Origin of the sequence: Sphingobacterium faecium (assembly GCF_003054045.1) — a bacterium.
GTDB lineage: Bacteria > Bacteroidota > Bacteroidia > Sphingobacteriales > Sphingobacteriaceae > Sphingobacterium > Sphingobacterium faecium.
This window is the reverse complement of record NZ_QBKH01000004.1, coordinates 496,782-522,100: the sequence shown is the minus strand read 5'-3', so window position 1 is coordinate 522,100 and position 25,319 is coordinate 496,782. Positions and strand designations below refer to the sequence as shown.

Here is a 25,319-nt window from a genome sequence, read left to right as displayed (position 1 = left end):
TTAATATTTTAAATATAAATTGTATAGGATACTTTTATCATAGACCGTCAGTTCAGGGCTCACATCATTGATCACAAACTTTCTCTTAAAGGCAATTATTGCCGCTTTTAAATTGGATGTATCATAACCAATAATTTTCAGGGCATCAATGGGATTGAACGTATCTGGAGCAGTGACAAGTTCAGCGGGATTATACCAAATACCAAAACCTCGATCTGCCAATTTTTTCCATGGAAAAAATACACTGGGATCATTTTTACGAGCTGGAGCAATATCAGCATGTCCTATAAAATTGGCTGTTGGGATACCATAGTTTGTTTTTAATGTATCTAAAACAACCAAAAGTGCTGCTATCTGCTCATCAGGAAATGCTTCTCTGCCATTGTTGTCCAATTCTATTCCAATCGAAATCGAATTCAGATCAGTAATCGTACCCCACTTTGAAAGACCGGCATGCCATCCCCGGACATAATCATTGAGCATCTGTACAATGACACCATCGCGCCCTATCACATAATGAGAGCTGACCTTAGTATGCTCCACTTGAAAAGTCCTAATGGTCTGATCCAGGCTATTTTGTGCAGTATGATGGATAATAACATAGTTAGGTTTACGGATATCATAATGGATAGCCGTCTCTTGTCGCATACCAGCATGCGACCCCATTTTCCCTAAGGTCCATACCTTATGCTCTCCTATACTTAGCTTGGGAACCGTATCATGCACGATCACCGTCTTGATGATCGTATCGATCTTGACAGGTATGACCTGCTCAGCAGGTCCTTTTTTGACCACACTCGATTTGCTCTTACACCCCGTTAGGAATAAAAAGCAATAGAATAAAGCATACCAGCAAAAGTATTTTCTTGCCAACATTATCTCGGTAACTTATAGACTAATCCTAAAGCTAGCGATTCACTTAACTGAACTCTTGAAATAACATCTGAATCGTAAACCATAATTCCGTTTAAGTTTACATTGATCGCTCTAGAAACTTTAGCCGTAACCGTTACATCCAAACGATGTGAAGGATCATTTAATTTTTTATAATTGGCAAATAAATTATAACGTGCTTTCACATTCAATCTATCTGTAAAATTTTTATCCATATTTCCAGTTATCTGAAAAGCGAGATCGTTTTGAACAGTTTTACCTCCATCAACACCATATTTTACTTGATCCTTCTCAAGTGGTGTACGGTCAGGATATTTCTGACTATATTGCTCGATAGTTAAGGGCTTAATACGATTATCAAGAATCAGAGTTTGACGTGCCGTACCGGTACCAAAACGAATCGAATAGGAAGGACTTGGCTTATACTCAAAACCCAGAGATTCCGTAATATATGCCGGTGCCATAAACGCATTTTCGATATAATCAATCGTATCTCTACCGTTCTCTGTCTTATATTTAAATCCATCATCAAATTGCGATTCAAATGTCAATGAGGTATACAGAGCCCATTTCGGAGACAATTTATAGGACAGTTTATTATCCCAAAAAATACGGTCATTATTTTTCTTTGCAATTTGACTCTTATTTTTAATTTTACCATAACGCAAATCCACCTCGGTAACAAAGTTGAAATTATCTCTGGTATAGTCCGATTTATGGTTAGCAATTAAGCCTACCGCTGTTGATCCGACACCACCACCTTTCCAATTATCATTGAATGCTGCTTGATTGATATTGACTCCAAAACTGGTCCAATGTTTCCAATAATCAACTTCTAATTCTAACTTAGGAACAATAGGTCTTATGTTCTTTAAGGAGACATTTTCTTGTTTATTCTCCGAAATAACTGAATCTGGCTTTACTCTAAGGTCTTTCAAAACCTGAGCTCGAACTGTACTGCACGATACACCAAGAATTAATAAGGCAAATAAGGATTGTAACTTCATATCAAGCGACTCTTTTTCTTTTCTTAATTTTAAGGTACTAAAATAGGATTTATTGTTGGTAATGGCTCAATAAAATATCGAGAAGGATTTTTTTGATACTTTTCATAGCAATCTTTGATATAATTTGTCAGTTCATATTGTGTGCAACTGATGATAAAAAAGTAGCTCGGTTTAAAAATTCTTCTAAATTTATCCAATTCTTCACCACTAAGCCCTGTTGTACGACTCACCAATTGTGTTGAAAATTTATACTCGATCACATTGTCTTTATAATCATTCTCAATCAATTTTTTTAATCTTTTCGCATTCTTAGCTTCTCTACTAAAAAGACTATAAATGGAATTGATACTCAAGCCGGCTCCATTTTGCCCGACTGAAAATAAATCTCCTGATTCAGACAATCTAAAGGCTTTTTCATAGTCGTATTTTGCTTTTTTTAATATTTCATCTGGATCCTTTTTTGCTACCACAGAAACTTCGTCAATATATATCGATTCCCGTTTCAGATGAAATAAGATAACGGGAGACATACTGACCACTACAGTATCTGGGAAGTATTCGCGTGAGGTGGCGATCAAGGCATCACCTTTTTCTGCTAAGATAGAAAATTCACCTTTCGTATTATTATAAACCTCTTCGTTGGTCCTGACATTACGGATCGTTACTTTGGAAATTCTTTGTTTCGTGTGGAAATCGGAAACAATACCTTCAATTTTCTTTTGCGCAACAGCATTGGGTGCTATCGCAAAAAAAAGAAGGAGTATAACGATATTTTTCAGAGTCTTCACTCCTGTAAAACTACGTTTTAGCTTCGCAAATGTGAAATATTTAACATCTTTTGATGTTTTACTTCGAAATCACCAAAAGCTGACCTATAGATAAATTCGTATCCGTTAGACCATTCAACGCTTTAATCTGATCCACAGAGATGCCATACAGCTTACTCAAAGAATATAGGGTATCCTTTCCTTGTACTTCATGAATGCGCATCGCGACAGGACTCTTGATTTGCTCTGTTTGTACCACAGGAGCTTCAACTGCATTGTGCACAATCTCCCGTTCAACAACAACTTCTCTTTTCTCTTTCTCTACACGCGTTTCCACACGATCGTATTGATAGAGTTCATATCGTTCAATCATATCGATCAATAAGTCCGGATACCGTGGATTCGTGGCATATCCTGCCGCTTTTAGTCCTTTGGCCCAACCCTTATAATCATTTTTATTAAGTAAGAACAAATCCGAATATCGTTTGCGCAACAAAAACTCCGAATGATCCCGAAATGATTGTTCAGGACTTTCGTATACACGAAAACAATCATCAAAGCGATCGTCAGGACGAGTAATGGATTTTCCTTTCCACACCCCACCACATTTGATTCCAAAATGATTATTAGCCTGTGTTGCTAAATAACTATTTCCATTGCCAGACTCCAGTAAGGCCTGAGCAAGTTTGATACTCGCAGGAATACCATACTTGTTCATTTCTGAAATCGCAATATCTTTGTATTTTTCAACATAAGCATTTCCTGAAACAGCAGGTCTGGTTTTACTAGGAAGATTGGAAGAGGGAGTACCGGTATGATTTTTACTTTTATAAACGGCGTTTTTTTTGGATGAGCATGAACTAAAAAAAACAGTAAGGGCAAGTAGGATAAAAGCAAATTTTTTCATCGTATGAGCAGAATTACTTCGAAGCGGTGAGTTTCCTAGATATCGGGGCTGGATTTTTATCAAAATTATCTAAATCATACATTTCGATTGTTTTGATAATCTTCGAAGACCAATCTTTAGTTCTTGAATATCCCGCTTTTGCTAATGCGCCTACCCAAGCTTTGTAATTTTGTCCTCGATCTTCCTCAAATAGGGGAGTCGTGGTTTTCTTTCGTTTAACCAACGATATAAAGTCATTATAAGAATCAAGTACTGATTTATAACCTTTATATGCTGAATTAATCACTTTGCTATTATTTTTTCCTTTAATACCGAAGTGATTATTTAAATTTTTCGCAATCTTACTATTTCCATGTGCACTTTCATGCATTGCAATAGCTAAAATTACCGATGCTGGAACACCATGTTCTTGCATCATCTCTTGTGCTACGGGGCTGTATTTATCAATATAAAATTGATTGCTTTGAGCGGATACAGTAGCATAACTACTGACGACCAAAATTAATACAGCAACATAGTTTTTTAATGTTTTAAAATTCATAAAGAATCATTTAGTCCACTAATCACTTTTTGCGTAATACAAAAAGTCCATCTCGAATGGGCAATAAAACCTTTTCGATGCGCTGGTCCTGAGCTAATTGTTCATTCAAATCTATGATTTGCTTTGTTTGATTGTCTGGATTTTCATCTAATACTTTGCCTTTCCACAAGACATTATCGATTAAAATCAGTCCTCCAGACGGGACTCTATCTAAAATTAATTCGTAATAGTAATGATTACGTTTCTTATCAGCATCTATAAAAACGAGATCAAAGCGACCTTCGATCGTCGGGATTACTGTAGCTGCATCTCCAATATGATACTTAACTTGTGATGCAAAAGGAGATCGGTCAAAATAACCCTGTACCCGTTCTTCTTGCTCAGCATTGACATCAATTGTATGTATGATACCCTCTTTTGACAAGCCTTCTGCCAGGCAAAGTGTAGCGTATCCAGTAAACGTACCAATCTCTAAAATAGTATGAGGAGCGGCCAATTTACTCAACATAGCAAGCACTCTTCCTTGGTAATGTCCAGACAACATATGGGGCATTGTTTCCTTCAAATAGGTCTCCCTATTGATACTTTTTAGCAACGAATTTTCATCGTCACATGTATGCTCTAAGTAGGATTCTAAATGCTCATTACAAATGTCCATAACAACAAATTTACTGAACATGATTTATATTTAGAAAAATTAAAACACAACACATTGATTTTAAGCAAATTAATATTTCATCAAATGTTACACGAAAAAACACATCTGCTCATATGAGCGATAGAAACACTTTTCAAAATTTATAAATTTTTAGAAAATCTGGAATTTAAACGAAAAAAAAGTCGAATCTTACGGTAAAGATTCGACTTAAAACTTTTATATTATTTATTGAATTACGTCAAGTTTGCCGTTATCAATTTTAAGAATTCTGAACGTGTTACATCATTTTGAAAAGCTCCAGTAAAAGCCGATGTCGTGGTTACAGAATTTTGTTTCTGAATACCTCGCATCGCCATACACATATGCTTACATTCGATCACGACCGCAACGCCCTTAGCTCCCAAAGTTTCTTGGATACAATCACGAATCTCATTTGTCAAACGCTCTTGTACTTGAAGTCTTCGTGCAAAAATATCAACGACTCTTGGTATTTTGCTCAAACCTACGATATGACCATTTGGAATATAAGCAATATGAGCTTTACCAAAGAATGGTAACATATGGTGCTCGCACATAGAATATACTTCAATATCTTTTACGACAACCATTTGGCTATAGTCTTCTTCAAACATAGCTCCTTGCAATACTTTTGCCGGATCAATATCATAGCCATGTGTTAAAAACTGCAATGCTTTTGCTACACGCTCTGGTGTTTTGATTAATCCTTCACGATTAGGATTTTCGCCTAGAGATTCTAAAATATCTGTATAATGAGCTGCAATACGATCAACTTTATCTTGATTATATTGATCAATTTTAACGTAGCCGTCTAACTCTTCCTCTTCAAATGAGTGATTACTCATAGTTATTAAATAAATTAGTGTATAAGATTAATCGCCAAAATATTCGACGTAATTATTTTCAGTTTCATGCAGACGGATACTGTGCAATTGCACGTGCTCTGCTTCGAATAATGGTTGTAAGACTTCAAATATTGCGATCGCAATATTTTCTGTAGATGCCATTTTATCTTTCATAAAATCGACATCAAGATTAATATTTTTATGATCAACCTTATTGACAACATGTTCTAGAATAATGGTTTTCATCAATTTTAAGTCAATCAGAAAACCTGTTGTTGGATTTACGTCACCTTTGACCGTTACAAACAAATCATAGTTATGACCATGCCAGTTAACATTAGAACAGTTGCCGAAAACATTTTCGTTTTTTTCAATACTCCAATCTTCTCGATAAAGCTTATGTGCAGCGCAAAAGCGCTCACGACGAGTGATATATACCATAATAATACAAAGATACATGTTTACAAGCAAAATATCGCTTTCAAGAAAATGATTACCATCACATTTGCGTAAATTATTAAGTAATATTGTACAAAGGTTATATGATATGAAAACACTCATAGTCGCGGCAACAACTTTCGAAATTCAGCCTTATATCGATCGCATCGATCATTATCCACATACCCACTACTTGATCAGTCAGGTTGGGATGATACAAACGGCATATCAGTTGGGCAAACATCTTGCGCACAATAAGTACGATCTCCTTATTAATATAGGAATAGGAGGTTGTTTTAATCGTTCATTGCCTATCGGCGCTGTCGTTTCTGTAGATCGTGAATTGTTTTCGGAACTTGGTGCTGAAAATGATGAACAATTTATTTCCATTGATGAACTTGGCTTTGGCACCGCGCATTACCCTGCGTTACAAAATTCAGCAACACGGCAATTAGTTCATAATCTACCTAGCGGACTAGGAATCACCGTCAATAAGGTACATGGAAATACGAGCGAGATCGTAAAATTATTGAATCAAGTACCCGACGCATGCATAGAATCTATGGAGGGCGCAGCTGTATTTTTAGCCGCTACAGAAACGCAAACCCAAACCATTCAGATTCGCGGAATATCCAATTATGTAGAAAAACGCAATCGTGCCACGTGGAACATACCACTCGCTATCCAGAATAGTAATGCGGTTCTTTTCCAAATTTTATCGGAAATATATCGAGTTTAAATTTCAATTTTATTCCTGTTTTCGCCATCCTGTTATTAAAAAATGACATAAAAGCAGATATTTAAGGCGTATTGACCTTCAAAATATCAATAATAAATAGTAGATTTGTAATCTAAAATTTGACACTATTTTACAACTGATGAGAGAGATACAATTCAGAGAAGCACTTCGTGAAGCGATGAACGAAGAAATGCGTAAAGACGAAACAATATTTTTATTAGGAGAAGAAGTTGCAGAATACAATGGTGCTTATAAAGTAAGCCAAGGTATGCTGGATGAATTCGGAGCTAAACGTGTGATAGATACACCTATCGCAGAATTAGGTTTTGCTGGTATCGCAGTAGGTGCTGCGATGAATGGTTTAAAACCAATCGTTGAATTCATGACATTTAACTTTTCTTTAGTTGCTATTGACCAAATTATCAATGCCGCTGCAAAGATTCGTTCAATGAGTGGAGGTCAATTCTCTATTCCAATGGTATTCCGTGGTCCAACTGGTAACGCTGGCCAACTTGGTGCACAGCACTCTCAAAATTTTGAGAACTGGTATGCGAATACTCCAGGATTAAAAGTTGTTGTTCCTTCAAATCCATATGATGCAAAAGGTTTATTAAAATCTGCTATCATCGATCCAGATCCAGTTATTTTTATGGAATCTGAGGTTATGTACGGTGATAAAGGTCATGTGCCTGAAGAAGAATATTACTTACCAATTGGTAAAGCTAATGTAGTAAAAGAAGGTGCTGATGTAACCATCGTTTCTTTTGGTAAAATGGTTCCACGTGTTGTATTACCTGCAGTTGAAGAATTGACAAAGGAAGGTATCAATGTGGAAGTAATTGACTTACGCTCTGTACGTCCTATTGATTACCCAACGATTATTGAGTCTGTTAAGAAAACCAATCGTTTGGTGATTGTAGAAGAAGCTTGGCCTTTAGCATCAATTTCATCTGAAATTACATATGCTGTACAACGCAATGCATTTGATTACTTAGATGCTCCGATCGTGCGTATTACAGCAGCAGACGTACCTCTTCCATATGCAGCAACATTAATTGAAGCAGCACTTCCAAGTGTAGCTAAAGTTGTAAAAGCTGTAAAAGAAGTTGCCTACATCAAAAAATAAAAGCATTTATATGTCTTAAATTAAAAAAGTCCTTTGGTAATACCAAAGGACTTTTTTAATTTAGGGTTTATTATACTAACTAATTTTACATGATCAAAATCCTATCACTTGCATTTTTGTCGTTCTTCATGATTACGACCTCCACTGCTCAAGACAAAGTATTACTCAAGCTAAAACCAGATCTTAATAATCCAATTACACAAAAATTGCACATGACGATAGATGTCAATGCAGGAGCGCAAAGTACCATGATTGATGCGACTATGCTATCCGTAACGACAAATACAGCAGCGACAGATAGCACAGTAACGTATTCAACTAAATTTACGGAGATGATCATGGCTATGGATGCGGGCATGATGACCATCAATTATGATTCAAAAAATCCAGATGCTAATGAATTTTCAAAACAAATCCATGAAAAAGTTAAAACCATGCTGGATAATCCAGTGGTAGCTGTCATGAGTTTAGATGGAAAAGTAAAAGATGTAGAAGATGCTCCTGATGGTAATGATCTTTTCGACCCGAATATGTTAAAGGAAGCTTCTTTTGAATATCCAAGCAAGGAGTTAAAAGTTGGCGAACAATGGAAAGCAACCTCAAATAATAAAGCCTTAGGTCCAATCGAACAAACATATACACTTAAAAGCATATCAGCTGATGGTATTGCCATCACTACTGAAGGTCATATCAATGCTGAAGGAGAATCCATTGGCTCCGTAATAGGACAATACCTGTTAAACCCCAAAACGCATTATCTAAAATCAGCGACTATTGAAACAAAAGTCAAAAAAGATGATATTGATGTCACGAGTAAAATAGAAATCCTGTAAAACCAAGAAAGAGACGTTTGTTGACGGCTCTTTCCTGGTTTTATTGAACGTAAGTTTTAAAATTACGCGTTAATCTCTTCTTTATATTGATCAGCAGTTAATAAAGCATCAACATCAGCTGCATTATTCAATTTAATACGAATAATCCAACCTTCTCCATACGGATCTGAGTTTACTAATTCTGGTGAAGCATCGATTGCTTCGTTAATAGATAAAACTGTAGCGGTAACTGGAATGAATAAATCGGAAACAGTTTTTACAGCTTCGATCGTTCCAAAAATTTCGTTTGCAGCTACTTCTTCACCAATTGTGTTGATATCTACAAATACGATATCGCCTAACTCACGTTGCGCGAAATCAGTAATACCAATAACGGCCTCATCACCTTCAACACGAATCCATTCGTGATCTTTAGTGTATTTTAATTCAGCTGGAAAATTCATTTTACTTTTTTTTAATCTTCTATTTAATTACGCCATGAAGTTACAAAATATATTGATATCACAAAAATCTTGTGCATTGTATGCTATTTTGTTCCTACTTTTAACGTATGAACTCAATGATTGAAAAACTTTACAAAATTGCAAAAAAAGATAGTCGTTTTATTATCGGCCTGATGTCTGGAACGTCATTAGATGGGCTAGATATTGCGCTCTGTAAAATTAGTAATAGTGGTAAATCTACTGTCGTAAGCTTAGAAAATTTTATAACCATGGATTACGACGATGAGTTTAGAACGCATATTAGAGGTATATTTGCAAAAAGATCAATTGATCAGCAACTATTAAGTGGGCTGAATGCCTATATTGGTCATGTGCATGCGCAACTTATCAATCAGGCTCTCCAAAAGTGGGGAATATCCAAAGACGCTATTGACTGTATTGCGAGCCATGGTCAGACGGTCTACCATGCGCCACAAAGTCTTACAAAAGATACAACCATGCCTAATAGCACCCTTCAAATAGGGGATGGAGACCATATCGCTGTAAAAACAGGCATAATTACCATTTCTGATTTTAGACAAAAACACATTGCTGCCGGTGGTGAAGGTGCTCCTTTAGCAGCATACGGTGACTATTTACTTTTTTCGCACCCTATAGAAAATCGTTTTTTATTAAATATTGGAGGAATCGCAAATTATACATTTATTCCAAACCAAGGTAGTGATCAAAAAGCTTTTGCAACGGATATTGGTCCTGGAAATACCATCATGAATCAATTTGCGAAAGAGTCATTTCACGTCGAAATGGATAAAGATGCAGAAATTGCAAAAAAAGGTAAAGTCATTAAATCCTTGATTGACCAACTTCTGAAAGAACCCTTTTTGCAAGATGAATTTCCCAAAACTACTGGTCCTGAATTATTTAATCTAGACTACTTGAAAAGTTGCCAAATGAAATCCGATAGTCTTAGTGCTAGTCCTGAGGACATTATGGCTACATTGAATCAATTTACAGCAACATGTACCGTCGCTGCCATCCAGAAACAATCGGAAAATCTCAGTCAGGTACACATCTACATCAGTGGTGGAGGTTTGCACAACCCCTTATTGGTCGATAAAATTAAAGCAGGATTGCCGCATCATCAAGTCGATTCATTTGCTGATCTCGGCATGGATCCTGATGCTAAAGAAGCAGTCCTGTTTGCCCTATTGGCCAATGAAACATTAGTTGGTAATCCAGACCATGTGAGTCAAATAAAAGACTCACCTGCGGTCTGTATGGGTAAAATTAGTCTTCCTGAATAAGGTTAATCATTATCGATCGCTTCATGCAGATACTGCTTCAATGGAAGCATCGTCTTATAGCATGCAATGATATTATCCAATGCTTTTTTATCCGTTAAATCAGTATTAGACAAAGCCTTGTGAGCAACAAAGCTTTTTAACTTCAAAAATTCAATTGCAGCGTGATCCGCGTCATAGCCAGCAGGGGGACGTTTGAGTTTATCTTCAGTTTCTAATTCAAGACCGCCTACCTCCTTCAATTCGGCAACAATACGGTTAAATTTATCCCCGTTATAGTCGATTTCCTGACGGATAGCATCTAGATGTTTCTTCTCTGGACGCCAGTATCCGCAAGCAATAAATGAGTTTTCTGGGGATATATGAATATAATACTCCGGACCATCTAATTTACGGCCATCTTTGGAAATACCTGCTCCAAACCAATTTTTATACGGGGTTTTATCTTTTGAAAAACGGGTATCACGGTAAATGCGGAATAAACATTTATTGGCTTGAATATCTGTCGTGATATGGGGATCAAATTTAGATAATTCAATAATCAAATCTGCTACAAACAGACGTACATCAGCTAACGCAGCTTCGTAGCGTTCCTTTTCTTCTGCAAACCACTCCCGAGTATTGTTATTTTGTAAATCTTTTAAAAACGTAAAGGTATTTTGATTGATATGTGCCATAAATATATACTCCTAATTTGCTAAATACAAAAATAAATAAACCAAAGGTCCAGCTATTAATAGACCATCAAATCGATCTAAAAAACCACCATGACCTGGTAATATATTTCCTGAATCTTTGACATTTAAGCTTCTCTTCAGCATCGATTCTACCAAATCGCCCAATGTGCCAAATACTCCAATAATAACAGCGGTTACTATCCATTGCCATTGTGGTATCGTTTGAAAATAATACGCTAAACACAGGGAGACTAACACCGCTAATATAATGCCGCCCAAAAATCCTTCCCAAGTTTTTTTAGGCGAAATGCGTTCAAATAGCTTATGCTTTCCTAAAGACCTGCCTGCCAAATAAGCTCCGGTATCACTTGTCCATAGTAGAATCATAAACCCTAAAGGCAAAAAGTGGTTAAAATCACCAGTAATATAACCTAATCTTGTAAAACAATAGAAGGGAAATCCGACATATAGAATTCCTAAAATCGTAAAGCCAATATCATTAAAAGGAAAGTCCCTTTTTTGATAAAGTGCATGTATATAGATCGCTAAAAGAACTGGAATGAACAACAAAATAAATTTAGCCTCTAACCAACCTAAACTATAGCATGCAGTCGTTATAAATAATGTAGATGTGGTTAATATCCCCAGAAATTTGTTCGGTTTTCGGTCTTCGGAACACACTATCCCATAAAATTCAAATAAGCACCAAGCACTTAATAAAGTAAAGAATCCCAGAAAGACTTCTGCCCCCAAAAGCATCGCGCCAACCATAACCACGATAAAGAAAAAACCTGTAATAGCTCTAGTTTTCATCTTAATCTTCTTTCTCTACCGTTGAATCAATCAGCATTAAGGCTTGCTCTTCATCTTGTTGATTGACATAGAGCTCAATCTTACCAAACACCAGATAAGAGGAATCTTGTTTATTCAATACGATCGCTGGTATGCCGCTTTCTTCTAACATTTGTTTGACGATTTCAGCTTCTATTGCATTAGTATAGTCTTTAATCTTCTTCCAATCTTGCTCCATGTGGTATTTTTTTAGTTGAACGATAATATAACACCACAAAAATAACAGTAAATATTAAGCTTGCAACATAAACCCAAAATGGTTCTTGCTCAAAGACATTCATTTGTTCAAAAGAGATTCCTTTTCTAGTATAATAGAACGCTGTTATCGTGGCACTTGCATTATTAACAAAGTGTCCAAAAATCGGTAAATATATGTTTTTACTCCAAACATAAAGATAACCAAAAAAAGCACCAAGTAGCAATCTTGGAAAGAATCCGAAGAACTGCATATGAAATGCACTAAAGATAATAGCCACTAACCATATGACCACATGCTTATTTGTTATCCAGCGTCCAAAAATATGTTGAAGACAACCTCTAAACACCATTTCTTCACCGATTGCAGGTACGACCGCCAAGATGATTAGATTGATAAATAAACCTACCCAGGTAGACTCTTCTACGATCTGCTTAGTCATGACAGCGGCACTATCCTCACTAGCTCTCATCCATTGTTGTATGCCTTCTAGACTAGGTGGCAATTGCATAGATTCATTCCAATACGAAATTAAGGACATCATCGGAATGAAGCACAACATAGATGCGAAGACGAGTAGGTACTGGACTAATGAAATATCTCTAACCCGCTCAAAGTAAGGATTCACGCCAGATTCTGAGCGATATAACACCCATGCAGGTAAAATAAATGTGGTTATACTACTGATCAGAAGCATGCCCTTAAGTGCATCTGTATTTTCTTGAAAGAACGTAAAACTGAGAGGGCTATCCGGATTCATCATCTTCATAACCAATAGAACCAGCCCCATTAGTACCAATTGGATACTTACACCCAAAACCATCATGTATAACAATAGCCTAAATAACGATTTCCCAGGCTTTATTTTTATCCCTAATTCTTCCATGTATCGCAAATAATTTATTTCATAAAGATATTACATTTAATTTTATAACCTCAAATTCTCCCAAAAGCTATCGGTTTTAGAAGCATTTCTTTGCTCTCAACATTAAAATAAAACCTATACTATCCAGATGCTAATTGATCGAGATATAGGTGCTTGAGCACAGAAGTTTATAAAAAAGAAGCCAGTTTCATTATTGCATGAAACTGGCTTCTATATTTACTCTTATAAATAGATTAATTGACACGAATCGGATCCGCAGGTTTTTTCAAATTCTGATAAGGATAAGTTTTCATTTCCTCCAACAAGATTTGCACTGTTTTCTCCAACTGAGGGTCTCGACCTTCGATGAGATCCTTTGGTGTTTGTTCAACAAAAATATCAGGAGCAACACCTTCGTTTTCAATAATATAGCTACCTTTTAGATCATACACACCAAAGTTTGGAGAAGTAATTCTTCCCCCATCCAATAAAGGAGGATAACCACTGATACCCACTAAGATTCCCATAGTAGTACGACCGACTAATTTTCCTAATCCTTTATGACGGAACATATACGGCATCATATCACCACCAGAGCCTGCATTTTCATTGATAATCATGGCTTTCGGTCCATAAATTCCATTACCTGGCGTATTGAATCCCTTTCCGTCCCGTATTCCCCATCCGGCTATTAAATCACGGGATAATAAATCGATCACGTAATCGGCAACCCAACCACCACCATTATTGCGCTCATCAATCAGAACCGCCTTTTTGTCCATTTGAGAGAAATAGTAACGGTTAAAAGCAGTATATCCTTCACCACCGGTATTAGGCATATAGATGTAAGCAATCTGTCCTTTACTCAAGTCTTCAACACGTTTTCTATTGCGCTCCATCCACTCAGCACTTCTCAAGCTCATCTCATCAGAGAATGATATCGGCTTGACGACATATTCTTTAGCTCCAACCAAACTAGGCTTTGAATTGACTTTAATGCTCAGCTGTTTACCAACCGTATTGTCAAATAAGCCATACAAGTCCATATCTGCTGTCAAAGCTATACCATTGACAGCTACTAAATACATGCCAGGTGTAATGTTTAACCCAGGTTCTGACAAAGGCGCTTTAAACGATGGGTTCCAATCTAAACGTGTAAAGATTTTATCAATTTTATAAAATCCATTTTCAATCTTATAATCAGCACCTAATACCCCTACACTTACTGAAGGACCAGAAGGTTGATCACCTGGATAAATATAATTATGTCCAACAACCATTTCACCCATCATCTCATTGAGTAAATAACCCAAATCGGAGCGATGGCTGACGTATGGTAAAAACTTTTCGTACTTTGTTTTAATGGCGTTCCAATCTGCACCGTGCATGTTTTCAACGTAGAAATAATCTTTCTGCATCGCCCATACTTCATCAAAGATCTGCTTCCACTCAGCAACGGGATCCACTAATTGCTTGATATTATCTAGTTTTAATACACCAGTTGTTGGAGTCGCCACTTTTTGACCCGCAGTTACTATACTAATGCCTGCACTTGTCTGAATAATCATTTTCTTGCCATCGGCACTGATCGCATAACCACGGATACCAGCAACAAGATCTTTCTCTTTCAGCTCTGCAAAATCATAGGCATATAGTGTCCCATTCTTCACATAAGTCAATTGATTAGCAACAGATCCATTGATGCCGTTTATACCATCACCAAGTGGGAGAGCAACAATACGGTTATTGATACGATCAAAATCTATTTCTGTTGGCTGTACTACGGGTTTCACAGCTTCTTTACTAGTATCTTCTTTCTTAATATCTTTCTTGCCATCTTTCTTCTTCTTATCAGACTTTTCTGCTTCCTTAGGCTTGTCCCCTTCAGTTTGATCATCTTTTATCGTCTCTTCATCACTTTCATTTTTGAAAATAGAAGGTGTTTTACTCGATAGAATAAAGGCATATGCCTCATAGTTAGCACGACGTTCTGTTGCAGACATATGCAGACCCGAATTGGTCAATCCAACATTGGTACTTGCTGTAAAGAATAGATATTTGCCGTCTCTGCTGAACGAAGTCGATCTAATAGCACTCATTCCATCCGTAATCTGTGTACTCTTTTTGGTATCTATGTTATACAAAAACATCGCCGGAACAGCATTTGGAAGTGTTTTTATATAAGAAATCCATTTTGAGTCTGGAGACCAGCTTGGTTGAAAATGATTGAAGACACGACCTGTCTGCGCACTTTCTTTATCTGCATCTACCTGAACTATTTTCTTCGTATCGATATCGATGTAGAATAAATTCAGATGTGAATCATTATAAAAAAGTTTTTTAGAGTCTGGAGACCAAGTAGGTTCAAAATAAAAATTTGATTCACCCAAGGTATAGATCAATGGTTCATCTTTTCCTAATTGATCACGTAATTGCAGTACATATTTCCCTTTCTCACTCGAAATATAAGAAATCCACTTACCATTCGGAGACCAGCTTGGGAAACGATCGTGTACACCTGGTGAATTTGAAATATTGCGTGCCTCACCTTTTTCTTTTGGCACGGAGAAAATCTCCCCACGGGCTTCAATTAGCGCACGTTGACCAGTAGGAGAAATCATAAAATTGCGGATATCATCGCGCATATTATCATAATGCGGTCTTTTATAAAGTGCATCACTGCTTACATGAATCTGTAAAGCTGTTGAAGATTGCTTATTGATATTAAAAATATGGATCTTCCCTGCCTGTTCGAAAGTCAATTCGGAACCATTTCCAGCTAAAGTTCTGATATCGTAATCGGTGAAGTTGGTCAGTTTATTCACTTTCTTAGATTTCACATCGTAAGAAAAGATATTGACAATTTTATCTCGGTCAGATAAGAAATATACTTGATCACCTAACCACACAGGCTTCACGTCATTACAGCGCTCTCCAGGGATTATTTCGATTTGATTAGTCTTAGTATCAAAAATCCAAATTGAAGGCATACCACCACCTCTATACCGCTTAAAAGCGACACGATCACGTTCTGTAGGATCGGTATTTTTGATATAAGCCCAGTATCGGCCATCTTTTGATGGACTTCCTTGATAGGCTTCAGGCATAGGCAATGCTTTGTCCAATGTCAATCCTGTAATCGATGACGTATATAAACGCGGACTTAGCGCATAGTTATACTCACGTGTGGTGGTATAATACACCTCGTTGTTATTCAACCAGCCTCTCAATACATCAGAAGAAGGATGATAGGTAATTCGCTTAGGTTCACCTCCTTGAATAGGCAGGACATAAACATCGGTATTTCCATCATAATTTCCTGTAAAAGCGATCTGTTTGCCATCCGGTGAGAAAATCGGATTTTGTTCTACGCCTGGGTTTGTGGTTAATCTTCTTGGATTGGCTCCAGATTTATCCGAAATCCAAATATCGCCGCCATATACAAAAGCAACATGTTCGGCACTCACACTAGGACTTCTTAATAATAAAGTTTCTTGGGCTTCTACTGTAAAAGCACCCGATAAAGCTATTACTAATCCTAAAAATCTAAGTTTAGGTTTTAACATATATTGAATAATAAAATAGGGTTTTTTATTGTATTGCAAAAATAATCAATAATTTATCATTTTCTACACACAAACTATTTATATCAAATAAGTTGCAATAAAAAAGCCCCAATTTTTCAAAAGGGGCTTCAATATCGATATGTATGGGCTACTAAAACCCGTAATCTTGTTCTATTTCCAAAACAACACCTTCATCTACTAAGACACGTCCACAGTGCTCACAGATAATGATTTTTTTGCGTTGACGAATTTCTGATTGCAATTGTGCAGGAATCTTATTATGACAACCTGAACAGCTATCGCGGTCGATAGAAACAACTGCTAGACCATTTTTAAATGAATTACGTAAACGGTAATATACTTTATTCAAACGCTCATCAATGTTTTCTTCTGCTTTTTCAGCTTTAGCTAACAAATCATCTTCGTCTTTTTGAGTTTCAGAAGTAATTGTTTCCAATTCTTTCTTTTTACCTTCTAACTCACCTTTACTATAATCTAAATTAGATACTGTAGTATCGTAGTTTTCTGTTTTATTACGAATCTCGAATTCGAATTCTTTAATTCTTTTCTCACAAACTTGTATTTCTAATCCTTGAATTTCAATTTCTTTCGAAATAGCATCATATTCACGATTATTTTTTACTTCGTTCAGTTGGCTTTCATATTTTTTGATAGCCAATTGAGCGTCTTTAATCATGTTTTTACGCTTAACGATCGAATCTTCTAACTCATCTAAGTCTGTTCTGATCTTTTCGATACGTGTTTCTAAGCCCGCAATTTCATCTTCAAGATCTGCAACCTCGATAGGTAATTCTCCTCTAATTTGGCGAATTTTATCTACTTTAGTATGTATGGCCTGTAATAACCATAATGCTTTCAATTTTTGTTCTACGGTTTGTTCCATCAACAATAGTGTTTTATAGGATTTGTATCTACTTCTGTTATTAGGACTGCAAAGTTAGGAAATTTTTCTGTAATTATATCGAACAATAATTCTTGCGTAAATTGTTCGCTTTCATAATGACCAATATCTGCAATCACAATTTGATTTTCTGCATCAAAAAACTCATGATATTTATAATCCGCGGTTACAAAAAAATCAGCTCCTGAACGCTTAGCCGCATTTAACAAAAAACCACCGGCACCACCACACACAGCAACGCGCGAAACAGCTTTACCCTGTAAAGCGGTATGTCTAATGACATCAAGATTTAATTTATTTTTTAAATAGGCCAAAAAATCTAACTCCGATATCGGATTTTCTAAATTTCCGATAACACCTGCTCCAACTTCTTGATTTTTATTTTCCAATTTTAGTGTATCATAAGCAACCTCTTCGTAAGGATGTGCTTCATACATCGCCAACAATACTTTTCTTTCGATAGCTTTAGTATAGACCACCTCAATACGCGTCTCCTCAACACGCTCCTGAAGACCTATTTCACCAATGGCGGGTTGTGCATCTTCCAAAGGTCTGAATGTACCATAACCAGCAGTGTTAAAGCTACATTGATCATATTTAGCCCCAACCTGACCGGCACCTGCTTCAAAAAGCGCTTCCCTCACCGATTCAACATGGCTTCTCGGAACATATACGACAAGTTTATATAAAAGATTTGATTTTGGCTCTAAAATAGCTTGATTTTGAAGCGATAATAAGGAAGCAATCTTAGAATTAACTCCTCCTGTTACATTATCCAAATTCGTATGAATCGCATATAAAGCAATATCGTGTTGAATTGCTTTAATAACGGTGCGCTCGACATAATTATTTCCATTAAATCTTTTCAACCCCTTAAAGACTATGGGGTGATGGGAAATAATTAAATTACATCCTTTTGCAATTGCATCTGCAACAACGGCTTCAGTACAATCCAAAGAAATTAATATTTTCGAAATTTCTTGATTGGGATCTCCCACGATTAAACCGGAATTGTCATATGACTCCTGCAAATCTAATGGAGCTATCTGTTCCAAATAAGCGGTAACTTCCTTAATCTTCATGTTCTTTTTCTAATTCTTCTTGTGATCTAAAAGTATTGTGCTGCTCTAATATACGTTTATAATTATTGATATCCACCCAATAATTAATCAAAGTGACAAAATGAAAAATTACCGCAATAATAGAAATAAAGCCAGGTAAAGGTATATTAGTTGCCAAGTATATCCATCCATAGAGTGATCCTTTTTTATAAGTTGGCGCTTCATCAATAGCAATTTTACGATCGAAAAATTCATTGATCAAAGAATCCCTTAAACGCTTTGCTACTTCAAAATTCCAATATATATTAAATAACGGAATGGCCACACCAAATACTTGATTGGGTTTTATACATTGGTTTTCTGTCGCAACCAATTTTAATGTTTTTCGCATCGTATTGGCAAAAAATAACCAAATAATAATACGAACGGCAAAAACTGCAATTGCAGTATAAATAAACTCAGGTTTTGAAATTTCTTTCAAGAGCTGTTCTTGTAATTCTGCTTGATTCATCTATACTAGTTCTCGTGATGCAGTAAATATACCAATTCTTTTAATTTCTTTATCTGTGGATTATGATCTGTTGCTATTTCTATCACATTAATTTTATTTTTCATGTCTCGTTCAAAGAAAAAATAAAATTATCCTTACCTGGATCATCTCTATATATAGTCAACATATAGGTATCAGTAATCAATTTTCCTTTTCTAACGTAATATAATCCATCATTGTCTATATAGGGTGGGGCAGTGAATAGGAATCATTAAAAAATCATTTATCTGAAATACTGTTAGTTTTGTAGTAAAAACTAAAACGAATATCGATATAGAGATAAGTATCTCCCTCATAATCAATATTATATTTTAAACAATAAAATTCCAATTTAGCTCAATAAAAATAATCAGCTTTAATTTGAAAAGCAAACTCAATACCTGTATAGCACATTGATGGTGGAAAACCAGAGGTAAATAAGTACTTACTTACTATTTGAAAACCTATTAAAATCCATTAAAACAACTTTATTATACATCAGGTGCTTTATTATGCTAATAGGGTAGGGGAGAGCTTCCCTTAATACATTAAAAAAATAGCTGGTCTTTTATGAAAATCATCTGATCTTTTTTTCCACTGCTCCACAGTCATCGTTTTAATAAATTCATGTTCATCAGTTAGATCACATGCTATGCACAGTTTCGTCTGTCCCTTACATGTTTTCAAAAGCTCAGCCAGTAACTGATTATTTCGAAACGGGGTTTCAATAAAAATTTGTGTCTGATTTTCTTTTGATGCCTGAAGTTCCAATTCCTTTATTCTTTTAGTACGATCAGTCTTATCAATTGGTAAATAACCCTGAAAAGCAAATTTTTGACCACTAAATCCGGAAGACATTAACGCCAGCAAAATAGAACTTGGCCCTACCAAAGGTACGACCTTAATACCAATCCGGTGAGCTTCTGCTACAATATCAGCACCAGGATCCGCAACACCAGGACAGCCAGCTTCAGACATCAAGCCTACATTTTTACCGGATAATAAACCTGTAAAGAAATCCTTAATATTTCCTTTTTCTCTAGCATGCTTACCATAGTCATATATTATCAAATCTTGCTGAGGAATTTTCAAGCCTGCTTGTTTTAAAAACTTACGTGCAGTTTTTTCATTCTCCACAATATATTCATCCAAGCTATTGATCGTTTCCACTAAATAAGAAGTGTATGATTTGGCCGAAGCTTGTTCACTAAGTGGAACTGGAATTAAAAATAAAGTGCCTTTTTCCATATTTACAAACCTACTAAAATGTCCACCATATCAGATATGGTTTTTCAATTTAATGTAAAACCTTCTTATTTCTTGAGTATTTAATCTCATTATTAGTAACTTAGTTGCAAAGCAGAAATTACTCATATGACGACTCAAATTACAGAAGGAATAAAGATTTCGGTTGAATGCATTTTTCAACCCGAATATTCAAATCCAGAAAGAGATCATTTTATGTTTGCTTATCAAATAAGTATAGAAAACTTAAGTGATTACAGTATTCAGCTCATAAGTCGCTATTGGAATATTTTCGATTCAATCGGAGATCATAATGAAGTGTACGGAGATGGTATTGTTGGTGAGCAACCCATTATCGAACCTGGACAAATGCATCAGTATACATCTGGCTGCAATTTAAAAAGTGAAATGGGTTATATGGAAGGACATTATAATATGGTTAAATTGATAGACGAAACTACCTTTAAGGTGGATATACCAAGATTCAACTTGATCGCAAACTATGTATTGAACTAGGTCAATATCACCTGCATTTCATCTTCTATACATCTTCTCATAAGATTACATACAAAAAGGCGGAAATTACTTACTTTTGCATGGTACATTTATCGATTTGATTAATGATAAATAATCAAATCGATAAATGCCTGTATTCTGCATTACCTATTTTTCAATGGATAATCAATATCAGGATAGTCAGGCATACAGTTGTTAGGAGATCAACGTACCAAAATTCTTAATTGAATGATGTTTTATCATTTACTCTTTATAAAATAATAACGTTAGCAATAAAGCTAACTATTGCATATAATTTATTACCCCCTTCGTATTTTTGAATATTGGAGGATATATATATAACTTTTTTCATACAGAGGTATCTGTATGATTATATTTCAATGTCAATATACTGATAATCAAGTATATAGATTTTGTATGCAAAATTATTGAACAAAGAAAATTAGGAAATTAACGTGAGTATATTAGCAACTGAACAAGTAAGTCATTCATTTCATGACAGATGGCTTTTTAAAGATTTACATTTTGGACTTCTTAAAGGGGATCGAGTAGCCTTAGTAGGAATCAACGGAACAGGAAAATCAACCCTTCTCTCCATATTAGGTGGCAAATTAGAACCTACCTCCGGAAAAGTTGTTAAAGAAAAAGGAATTAAAATCGGTTTTTTGGATCAAGATCCAAAGTACGATGGACTGACTTCTATTAACGATTTTATTTATTCCACGGACAACGAAGAACAACGACTGATCAGAGATTACGAAGAGCTTTTGGCTATGCCAGAAATTGATCAGAACAAATTGGAAGAACTTACAGAGAAGATCACAACATTAAATGCTTGGGAATACGAATATAATATCAAGACTATTTTAAATAGACTTAACATTGTCGATTTTCATCAAGATATCAAAAGTCTTTCAGGGGGTCAACGTAAACGACTTGCACTTGCTAAGCTTTTAATCGATGAGCCAGATGTATATATTCTAGATGAGCCTACCAATCATTTGGATATCGAAACGATCGAATGGTTAGAAAAACTGTTGACAACAGGAAATAAAACAGTGCTATTGGTGACACACGATAGATACTTTTTGGATAATATCTGTACCGAAATTAGAGAATTGGATAGGGGCAAGCTGTTTACTTATAAAGGTAATTATTCTTATTTCTTAGAAAAGAAGTCCGACCGTGAAGCCATCGATGCCGTGATGGTTGAGCGTAGTAGAAATCTCTTACGTCGCGAATTGGAATGGATGAGAAGACAACCAAAAGCACGTGGTACCAAATCCAAATCAAGGATAGATGCATATTACGAACTTGAAGATAAATCAAAAGCTCAGAAAGCAAATGATTCTGTTCAGTTGAGTATGAAGATCAGCCGACAAGGGTCAAAGATTTTAGAATTGGAGCACATCTCTAAAAACTATGGGGATAAAGTAATCATTAGTGATTTTTCATATGTTTTCAAAAAAGGAGATCGTATTGGTTTGGCTGGAAAAAATGGTACTGGTAAATCTACTTTTCTAAATCTAATCACCCAAATTGAAAATGCGACTAGTGGTCATATTTCGGTAGGAGAAACTACGGTTTATGGTTATTACAAACAGGGAGGTTTGGAAGTCAATGAAGGAGATCGCGTATTAGATGTGGTTAAAAATGTAGCCGAGTATATTAAAATGGCCAACGGTGAAGTGATCACTGCTTCACAATTATTAACACACTTTTTATTTCCACCCGAAAAGCAATTTGGGTTTGTCAATAAACTAAGTGGGGGCGAACGTAAGCGTTTACAACTGATGCGTGTCTTGATGTTGAACCCAAACTTTCTTATACTGGATGAGCCTTCTAATGATCTTGATATCGATACCTTAAATGTACTGGAAGATTTTCTAATGAACTATAGTGGAGTACTTATTTTAGTATCTCACGATAGGTATCTCTTAGACAAATTAACAGAGCAATTGTTCATCTTTGAAGGTGAGGGGAAAATTGACATCTACAATGGTAACTATGCAGATTATAAAACTGAACAAGATCAATTACTAAAAGATCAAAAGCAGAAAAAAGATATTCCAGTTCAAAAGAAAGAAGTAGTAAAAGAGGAGAAGAAAAAGCTTTCGTATAAAGAGCAATTGGAGTACGATAAATTAGAGAAAGAAATACAAGAGCTAGAAGCCGCGCTAGTAGCAAAGAATAAATTGTTACTGGAGACGGTAGACCATGTAGAACTTTCTAACATAGCATCAGAAATAGAAAACATACAGAATAATATAGATGCAAAATCAGAAAGATGGATGCATCTTGCGGATTTAATGTAATACAGGTCCTATACGTTTCACGTGAAACGTATAGGAAAAAATAAAAAAATAGAATAGTCGATTCTCACGTTTCACGTGGAACTTTGAAATAAAATAAGATGTTTAAAAAATATAACGTTGTCGTAGTAGGTGCTGGTCATGCTGGCTGCGAGGCCGCTGCCGCAGCAGCAAACTTAGGTTCATCTGTACTTCTCATCACCATGAATATGGGCGTTATTGCTCAAATGAGTTGTAACCCTGCAATAGGTGGAGTAGCAAAAGGACAAATCGTGAGAGAGATCGATGCGATGGGTGGATATACAGGTATCATTGCAGATAAATCAACTATTCAATTTAGAATGTTGAACCTGTCAAAAGGTCCAGCGATGTGGAGCCCAAGAACACAAAATGACCGTATTCGTTTTGCTGAAGAATGGAGACTTCAATTGGAAGCACTGCCCACATTAGATATGTGGCAAGATACCGTAAAAGAAGTCATCGTGAAAAATGGTAAAGCGTGTGGCGTCATTACTTCTCTGGGTATAGAAATAGAAGCTGATGCAGTAGTTTTGACAAATGGTACTTTCCTAAATGGCGTGATCCATATTGGAGAAAAGAAATTCGGTGGCGGTAGAACAGGAGAGAAGGCTGCTACAGGTTTGACAGAACAATTGGTATCATTAGGTTTTGAATCGGGAAGAATGAAAACCGGTACACCTCCAAGAATCGATGGACGCAGTCTAAATTATGCACTCATGGAAGAACAATGGGGTGATGATAATAGGGGTAAATTTTCCTATACTGATGTACCCTTACCAACAGAGCAACGTTGTTGCTGGATCACCTATACTAATGACAAAGTACATGAAATGTTGAAGACTGGATTCGAAAGGTCGCCCATGTTTACAGGGAGAATTAAAGGTTTAGGTCCACGTTACTGTCCATCCATAGAAGATAAAATCAACCGATTTGCAGAACGCGAAAGACACCAGATCTTTGTCGAACCAGAGGGATGGAATACTGTCGAGATTTACGTAAATGGTTTCTCTACTTCATTGCCAGAAGATGTACAGCAAAAAGCGCTAAGACTAATTCCAGGATTTGAAAATGCGAAAATGTACAGACCTGGGTATGCCATCGAGTATGATTTCTTTCCACCGATGCAACTCGATCTAACATTGGAAACTCTTATTGTAAAGCATCTCTTTTTTGCAGGGCAGATCAATGGGACTACTGGATATGAAGAAGCAGCCGCACAAGGATTCATAGCAGGTATCAATGCACATCAACGAATCAATGATGATAAGGAATTAATCTTAAAAAGATCTGAATCTTACATCGGCGTACTTATTGATGATTTAGTGACGAAAGGAACTGATGAACCTTATCGTATGTTTACTTCACGTGCTGAGCACCGTTTACTATTAAGACAAGACAATGCTGATATTAGACTTACACCAATAGCACACAAACTTGGATTAGTAGGAGAGGAACGATTGAATAAAGTGAATGAGAAAATCAAAAACTCAGATAACATTATTCAGTATCTAAAACAGAATTCAACTACAGTAGACAAAATGAATCCGATACTTGAAGAAGTAGGATCAAGCCTGATTTCTCAAAAAACGAAACTTGTCAATCTATTGGGAAGACCGCAAATCAATATTAATGATCTTGCAAAAGGGGATGTAGATTTTGGATCATACTTAAACCAATTTGACAAAGAGACCATAGAGCAAGCGGAAATTAAGGTCAAATATGAAAGCTACTTTGAGAAAGAAATGGAGATTGTTAATCGCATGAAAAAAATGGAGGATCGTGAAATCAATCCAGAGTTTGATTATTCATCTTTAGTTTCATTATCTATAGAAGCGCGACAAAAGTTAGCTCAAGTAAAACCAAGAACACTAGGTCAAGCTTCCAGAATATCAGGAGTATCACCATCGGATATCAGTGTTTTAATGGTACACATGTCATAACACACTGATTATTAATTATTTGTGGTTAAAATATTAATAATGTAAAATAAAGCGATATAAAGTATTATTATTTCATTTATGAGTCTACATTCAAAAATAA

General features: G+C 35.9%; 25 protein-coding genes. 7 read left to right on the top strand and 18 right to left on the bottom strand.

What is annotated here, in order from left to right; translation table 11 throughout:
* From C8N37_RS13910 to C8N37_RS13875, 8 genes are all read right to left on the bottom strand, one after another.
* Positions 1-795 (bottom strand): N-acetylmuramoyl-L-alanine amidase, encoded by a 795-nt coding sequence (locus tag C8N37_RS13910; protein ID WP_244914428.1) that lies wholly within the window; start codon positions 793-795, stop codon positions 1-3.
* Between the two features lie 80 nt (positions 796-875).
* Positions 876-1,901 carry a DUF3078 domain-containing protein gene (locus tag C8N37_RS13905; RefSeq protein WP_108159437.1) on the bottom strand — a complete coding sequence of 342 codons (1,026 nt, stop codon included), beginning with the start codon at positions 1,899-1,901 and terminating at the stop codon, positions 876-878.
* Positions 1,902-1,930: 29 nt separating this feature from the next.
* Positions 1,931-2,689, bottom strand: coding sequence for a hypothetical protein (locus C8N37_RS13900; protein WP_108159436.1), 759 nt, complete (start codon positions 2,687-2,689; stop codon positions 1,931-1,933).
* 58 nt (positions 2,690-2,747) lie between these two features.
* On the bottom strand, positions 2,748-3,575 hold the full coding sequence (locus tag C8N37_RS13895; protein WP_108159435.1) for a glucosaminidase domain-containing protein: 828 nt from the start codon (positions 3,573-3,575) through the stop codon (positions 2,748-2,750).
* Positions 3,576-3,588: 13 nt separating this feature from the next.
* Positions 3,589-4,116: a glucosaminidase domain-containing protein gene (locus tag C8N37_RS13890; protein WP_108159434.1), complete on the bottom strand. Its 528-nt coding sequence runs from the start codon at positions 4,114-4,116 to the stop codon at positions 3,589-3,591.
* Positions 4,117-4,138: 22 nt separating this feature from the next.
* On the bottom strand, positions 4,139-4,795 hold the full coding sequence (locus tag C8N37_RS13885) for an O-methyltransferase (RefSeq protein WP_394342484.1): 657 nt from the start codon (positions 4,793-4,795) through the stop codon (positions 4,139-4,141).
* Positions 4,796-5,007: 212 nt separating this feature from the next.
* A complete protein-coding gene (folE, locus tag C8N37_RS13880) occupies positions 5,008-5,637 on the bottom strand; it encodes a GTP cyclohydrolase I FolE (protein ID WP_045753149.1) in 630 nt (209 codons plus the stop codon).
* A 27-nt stretch (positions 5,638-5,664) separates the two neighbouring features.
* Positions 5,665-6,078, bottom strand: a complete 414-nt coding sequence (locus tag C8N37_RS13875; protein WP_108159433.1) for a 6-pyruvoyl trahydropterin synthase family protein — start codon at positions 6,076-6,078, stop codon at positions 5,665-5,667.
* Positions 6,079-6,184: 106 nt separating this feature from the next.
* On the opposite strand from C8N37_RS13875, the gene mqnB reads away from it, so the two are divergent.
* The 3 genes from mqnB to C8N37_RS13860 all read left to right on the top strand — a co-directional run bounded on the left by mqnB (position 6,185) and on the right by C8N37_RS13860 (position 8,773).
* On the top strand, positions 6,185-6,814 hold the full coding sequence (mqnB, locus tag C8N37_RS13870; RefSeq protein WP_108159432.1) for a futalosine hydrolase: 630 nt from the start codon (positions 6,185-6,187) through the stop codon (positions 6,812-6,814).
* A 139-nt stretch (positions 6,815-6,953) separates the two neighbouring features.
* Positions 6,954-7,940 carry a pyruvate dehydrogenase complex E1 component subunit beta gene (locus C8N37_RS13865; protein ID WP_045753152.1) on the top strand — a complete coding sequence of 329 codons (987 nt, stop codon included), beginning with the start codon at positions 6,954-6,956 and terminating at the stop codon, positions 7,938-7,940.
* An 89-nt stretch (positions 7,941-8,029) separates the two neighbouring features.
* Positions 8,030-8,773, top strand: a complete 744-nt coding sequence (locus C8N37_RS13860) for a DUF6263 family protein (protein ID WP_108159431.1) — start codon at positions 8,030-8,032, stop codon at positions 8,771-8,773.
* 62 nt (positions 8,774-8,835) lie between these two features.
* Here C8N37_RS13860 and gcvH read toward each other — a convergent pair whose 3' ends face one another.
* Positions 8,836-9,216, bottom strand: coding sequence for a glycine cleavage system protein GcvH (gene gcvH, locus C8N37_RS13855; RefSeq protein WP_108159430.1), 381 nt, complete (start codon positions 9,214-9,216; stop codon positions 8,836-8,838).
* Positions 9,217-9,323: 107 nt separating this feature from the next.
* Between gcvH and C8N37_RS13850 the strand changes: the two genes are divergently transcribed.
* Entirely contained in the window at positions 9,324-10,520 is a 1,197-nt protein-coding gene (locus C8N37_RS13850; protein ID WP_108159429.1) for an anhydro-N-acetylmuramic acid kinase, read from the top strand.
* Positions 10,521-10,522: 2 nt separating this feature from the next.
* On the opposite strand, the gene C8N37_RS13845 is transcribed toward C8N37_RS13850, so the two are convergent.
* The 9 genes from C8N37_RS13845 to C8N37_RS13805 all read right to left on the bottom strand — a co-directional run bounded on the left by C8N37_RS13845 (position 10,523) and on the right by C8N37_RS13805 (position 20,433).
* A complete protein-coding gene (locus C8N37_RS13845) occupies positions 10,523-11,194 on the bottom strand; it encodes a DUF2461 domain-containing protein (RefSeq protein ID WP_108159428.1) in 672 nt (223 codons plus the stop codon).
* A 12-nt stretch (positions 11,195-11,206) separates the two neighbouring features.
* On the bottom strand, positions 11,207-12,007 hold the full coding sequence (locus C8N37_RS13840; RefSeq protein ID WP_108159427.1) for a phosphatidate cytidylyltransferase: 801 nt from the start codon (positions 12,005-12,007) through the stop codon (positions 11,207-11,209).
* A gap of 1 nt (position 12,008) precedes the next feature.
* Positions 12,009-12,224, bottom strand: a complete 216-nt coding sequence (locus C8N37_RS13835) for a putative signal transducing protein (RefSeq protein WP_108159426.1) — start codon at positions 12,222-12,224, stop codon at positions 12,009-12,011.
* Entirely contained in the window at positions 12,199-13,128 is a 930-nt protein-coding gene (locus C8N37_RS13830; RefSeq protein ID WP_108159425.1) for a CPBP family intramembrane glutamic endopeptidase, read from the bottom strand. Before C8N37_RS13830 ends, C8N37_RS13835 begins: the two co-directional genes overlap by 26 nt.
* 233 nt (positions 13,129-13,361) lie before the next feature.
* A complete protein-coding gene (locus tag C8N37_RS13825; RefSeq protein WP_108159424.1) occupies positions 13,362-16,673 on the bottom strand; it encodes a S41 family peptidase in 3,312 nt (1,103 codons plus the stop codon).
* Positions 16,674-16,824: 151 nt separating this feature from the next.
* Complete coding sequence (locus C8N37_RS13820; RefSeq protein ID WP_108159423.1) at positions 16,825-17,577, bottom strand: zinc ribbon domain-containing protein; 753 nt, start codon at positions 17,575-17,577, stop codon at positions 16,825-16,827.
* The gene (locus tag C8N37_RS13815; RefSeq protein ID WP_108159422.1) at positions 17,577-18,677 is read right to left on the bottom strand and encodes a Nif3-like dinuclear metal center hexameric protein; all 1,101 of its coding nucleotides are present in this window, start codon (positions 18,675-18,677) and stop codon (positions 17,577-17,579) included. The genes C8N37_RS13820 and C8N37_RS13815 overlap by 1 nt, the downstream gene beginning before the upstream one ends.
* Entirely contained in the window at positions 18,667-19,167 is a 501-nt protein-coding gene (locus C8N37_RS13810) for a hypothetical protein (protein WP_108159421.1), read from the bottom strand. The genes C8N37_RS13815 and C8N37_RS13810 overlap by 11 nt, the downstream gene beginning before the upstream one ends.
* A 558-nt stretch (positions 19,168-19,725) precedes the next feature.
* On the bottom strand, positions 19,726-20,433 hold the full coding sequence (locus tag C8N37_RS13805) for an SAM-dependent methyltransferase (protein WP_108159420.1): 708 nt from the start codon (positions 20,431-20,433) through the stop codon (positions 19,726-19,728).
* 126 nt (positions 20,434-20,559) lie between these two features.
* On the opposite strand from C8N37_RS13805, the gene apaG reads away from it, so the two are divergent.
* From apaG to mnmG, 3 genes are all read left to right on the top strand, one after another.
* Positions 20,560-20,946 (top strand): Co2+/Mg2+ efflux protein ApaG, encoded by a 387-nt coding sequence (gene apaG, locus C8N37_RS13800; RefSeq protein ID WP_045754833.1) that lies wholly within the window; start codon positions 20,560-20,562, stop codon positions 20,944-20,946.
* A gap of 455 nt (positions 20,947-21,401) precedes the next feature.
* The gene (locus tag C8N37_RS13795) at positions 21,402-23,261 is read left to right on the top strand and encodes an ABC-F family ATP-binding cassette domain-containing protein (protein ID WP_108159419.1); all 1,860 of its coding nucleotides are present in this window, start codon (positions 21,402-21,404) and stop codon (positions 23,259-23,261) included.
* Between the two features lie 98 nt (positions 23,262-23,359).
* Positions 23,360-25,219 (top strand): tRNA uridine-5-carboxymethylaminomethyl(34) synthesis enzyme MnmG, encoded by a 1,860-nt coding sequence (mnmG, locus tag C8N37_RS13790; protein ID WP_108159418.1) that lies wholly within the window; start codon positions 23,360-23,362, stop codon positions 25,217-25,219.
* Positions 25,220-25,319: the final 100 nt, after the last annotated feature.

What these genes read in the sequence shown, in the direction of transcription:
- C8N37_RS13830 (WP_108159425.1), bottom strand. Translation starts at nt 13,128, where the DNA reads ATGGAAGAATTAGGGATAAAAATAAAGCCTGGGAAATCGTTATTTAGG.
- mqnB (WP_108159432.1), top strand. Translation starts at nt 6,185, where the DNA reads ATGAAAACACTCATAGTCGCGGCAACAACTTTCGAAATTCAGCCTTAT.
- C8N37_RS13835 (WP_108159426.1), bottom strand. Translation starts at nt 12,224, where the DNA reads ATGGAGCAAGATTGGAAGAAGATTAAAGACTATACTAATGCAATAGAA.
- C8N37_RS13805 (WP_108159420.1), bottom strand. Translation starts at nt 20,433, where the DNA reads ATGGAAAAAGGCACTTTATTTTTAATTCCAGTTCCACTTAGTGAACAA.
- C8N37_RS13865 (WP_045753152.1), top strand. Translation starts at nt 6,954, where the DNA reads ATGAGAGAGATACAATTCAGAGAAGCACTTCGTGAAGCGATGAACGAA.
- C8N37_RS13895 (WP_108159435.1), bottom strand. Translation starts at nt 3,575, where the DNA reads ATGAAAAAATTTGCTTTTATCCTACTTGCCCTTACTGTTTTTTTTAGT.
- C8N37_RS13850 (WP_108159429.1), top strand. Translation starts at nt 9,324, where the DNA reads ATGAACTCAATGATTGAAAAACTTTACAAAATTGCAAAAAAAGATAGT.
- C8N37_RS13815 (WP_108159422.1), bottom strand. Translation starts at nt 18,677, where the DNA reads ATGAAGATTAAGGAAGTTACCGCTTATTTGGAACAGATAGCTCCATTA.
- C8N37_RS13885 (WP_394342484.1), bottom strand. Translation starts at nt 4,795, where the DNA reads ATGTTCAGTAAATTTGTTGTTATGGACATTTGTAATGAGCATTTAGAA.
- apaG (WP_045754833.1), top strand. Translation starts at nt 20,560, where the DNA reads ATGACGACTCAAATTACAGAAGGAATAAAGATTTCGGTTGAATGCATT.
- C8N37_RS13825 (WP_108159424.1), bottom strand. Translation starts at nt 16,673, where the DNA reads ATGTTAAAACCTAAACTTAGATTTTTAGGATTAGTAATAGCTTTATCG.
- C8N37_RS13875 (WP_108159433.1), bottom strand. Translation starts at nt 6,078, where the DNA reads ATGGTATATATCACTCGTCGTGAGCGCTTTTGCGCTGCACATAAGCTT.
- gcvH (WP_108159430.1), bottom strand. Translation starts at nt 9,216, where the DNA reads ATGAATTTTCCAGCTGAATTAAAATACACTAAAGATCACGAATGGATT.
- folE (WP_045753149.1), bottom strand. Translation starts at nt 5,637, where the DNA reads ATGAGTAATCACTCATTTGAAGAGGAAGAGTTAGACGGCTACGTTAAA.
- C8N37_RS13810 (WP_108159421.1), bottom strand. Translation starts at nt 19,167, where the DNA reads ATGAATCAAGCAGAATTACAAGAACAGCTCTTGAAAGAAATTTCAAAA.
- C8N37_RS13845 (WP_108159428.1), bottom strand. Translation starts at nt 11,194, where the DNA reads ATGGCACATATCAATCAAAATACCTTTACGTTTTTAAAAGATTTACAA.
- C8N37_RS13840 (WP_108159427.1), bottom strand. Translation starts at nt 12,007, where the DNA reads ATGAAAACTAGAGCTATTACAGGTTTTTTCTTTATCGTGGTTATGGTT.
- mnmG (WP_108159418.1), top strand. Translation starts at nt 23,360, where the DNA reads ATGTTTAAAAAATATAACGTTGTCGTAGTAGGTGCTGGTCATGCTGGC.
- C8N37_RS13860 (WP_108159431.1), top strand. Translation starts at nt 8,030, where the DNA reads ATGATCAAAATCCTATCACTTGCATTTTTGTCGTTCTTCATGATTACG.
- C8N37_RS13905 (WP_108159437.1), bottom strand. Translation starts at nt 1,901, where the DNA reads ATGAAGTTACAATCCTTATTTGCCTTATTAATTCTTGGTGTATCGTGC.
- C8N37_RS13820 (WP_108159423.1), bottom strand. Translation starts at nt 17,577, where the DNA reads ATGGAACAAACCGTAGAACAAAAATTGAAAGCATTATGGTTATTACAG.
- C8N37_RS13890 (WP_108159434.1), bottom strand. Translation starts at nt 4,116, where the DNA reads ATGAATTTTAAAACATTAAAAAACTATGTTGCTGTATTAATTTTGGTC.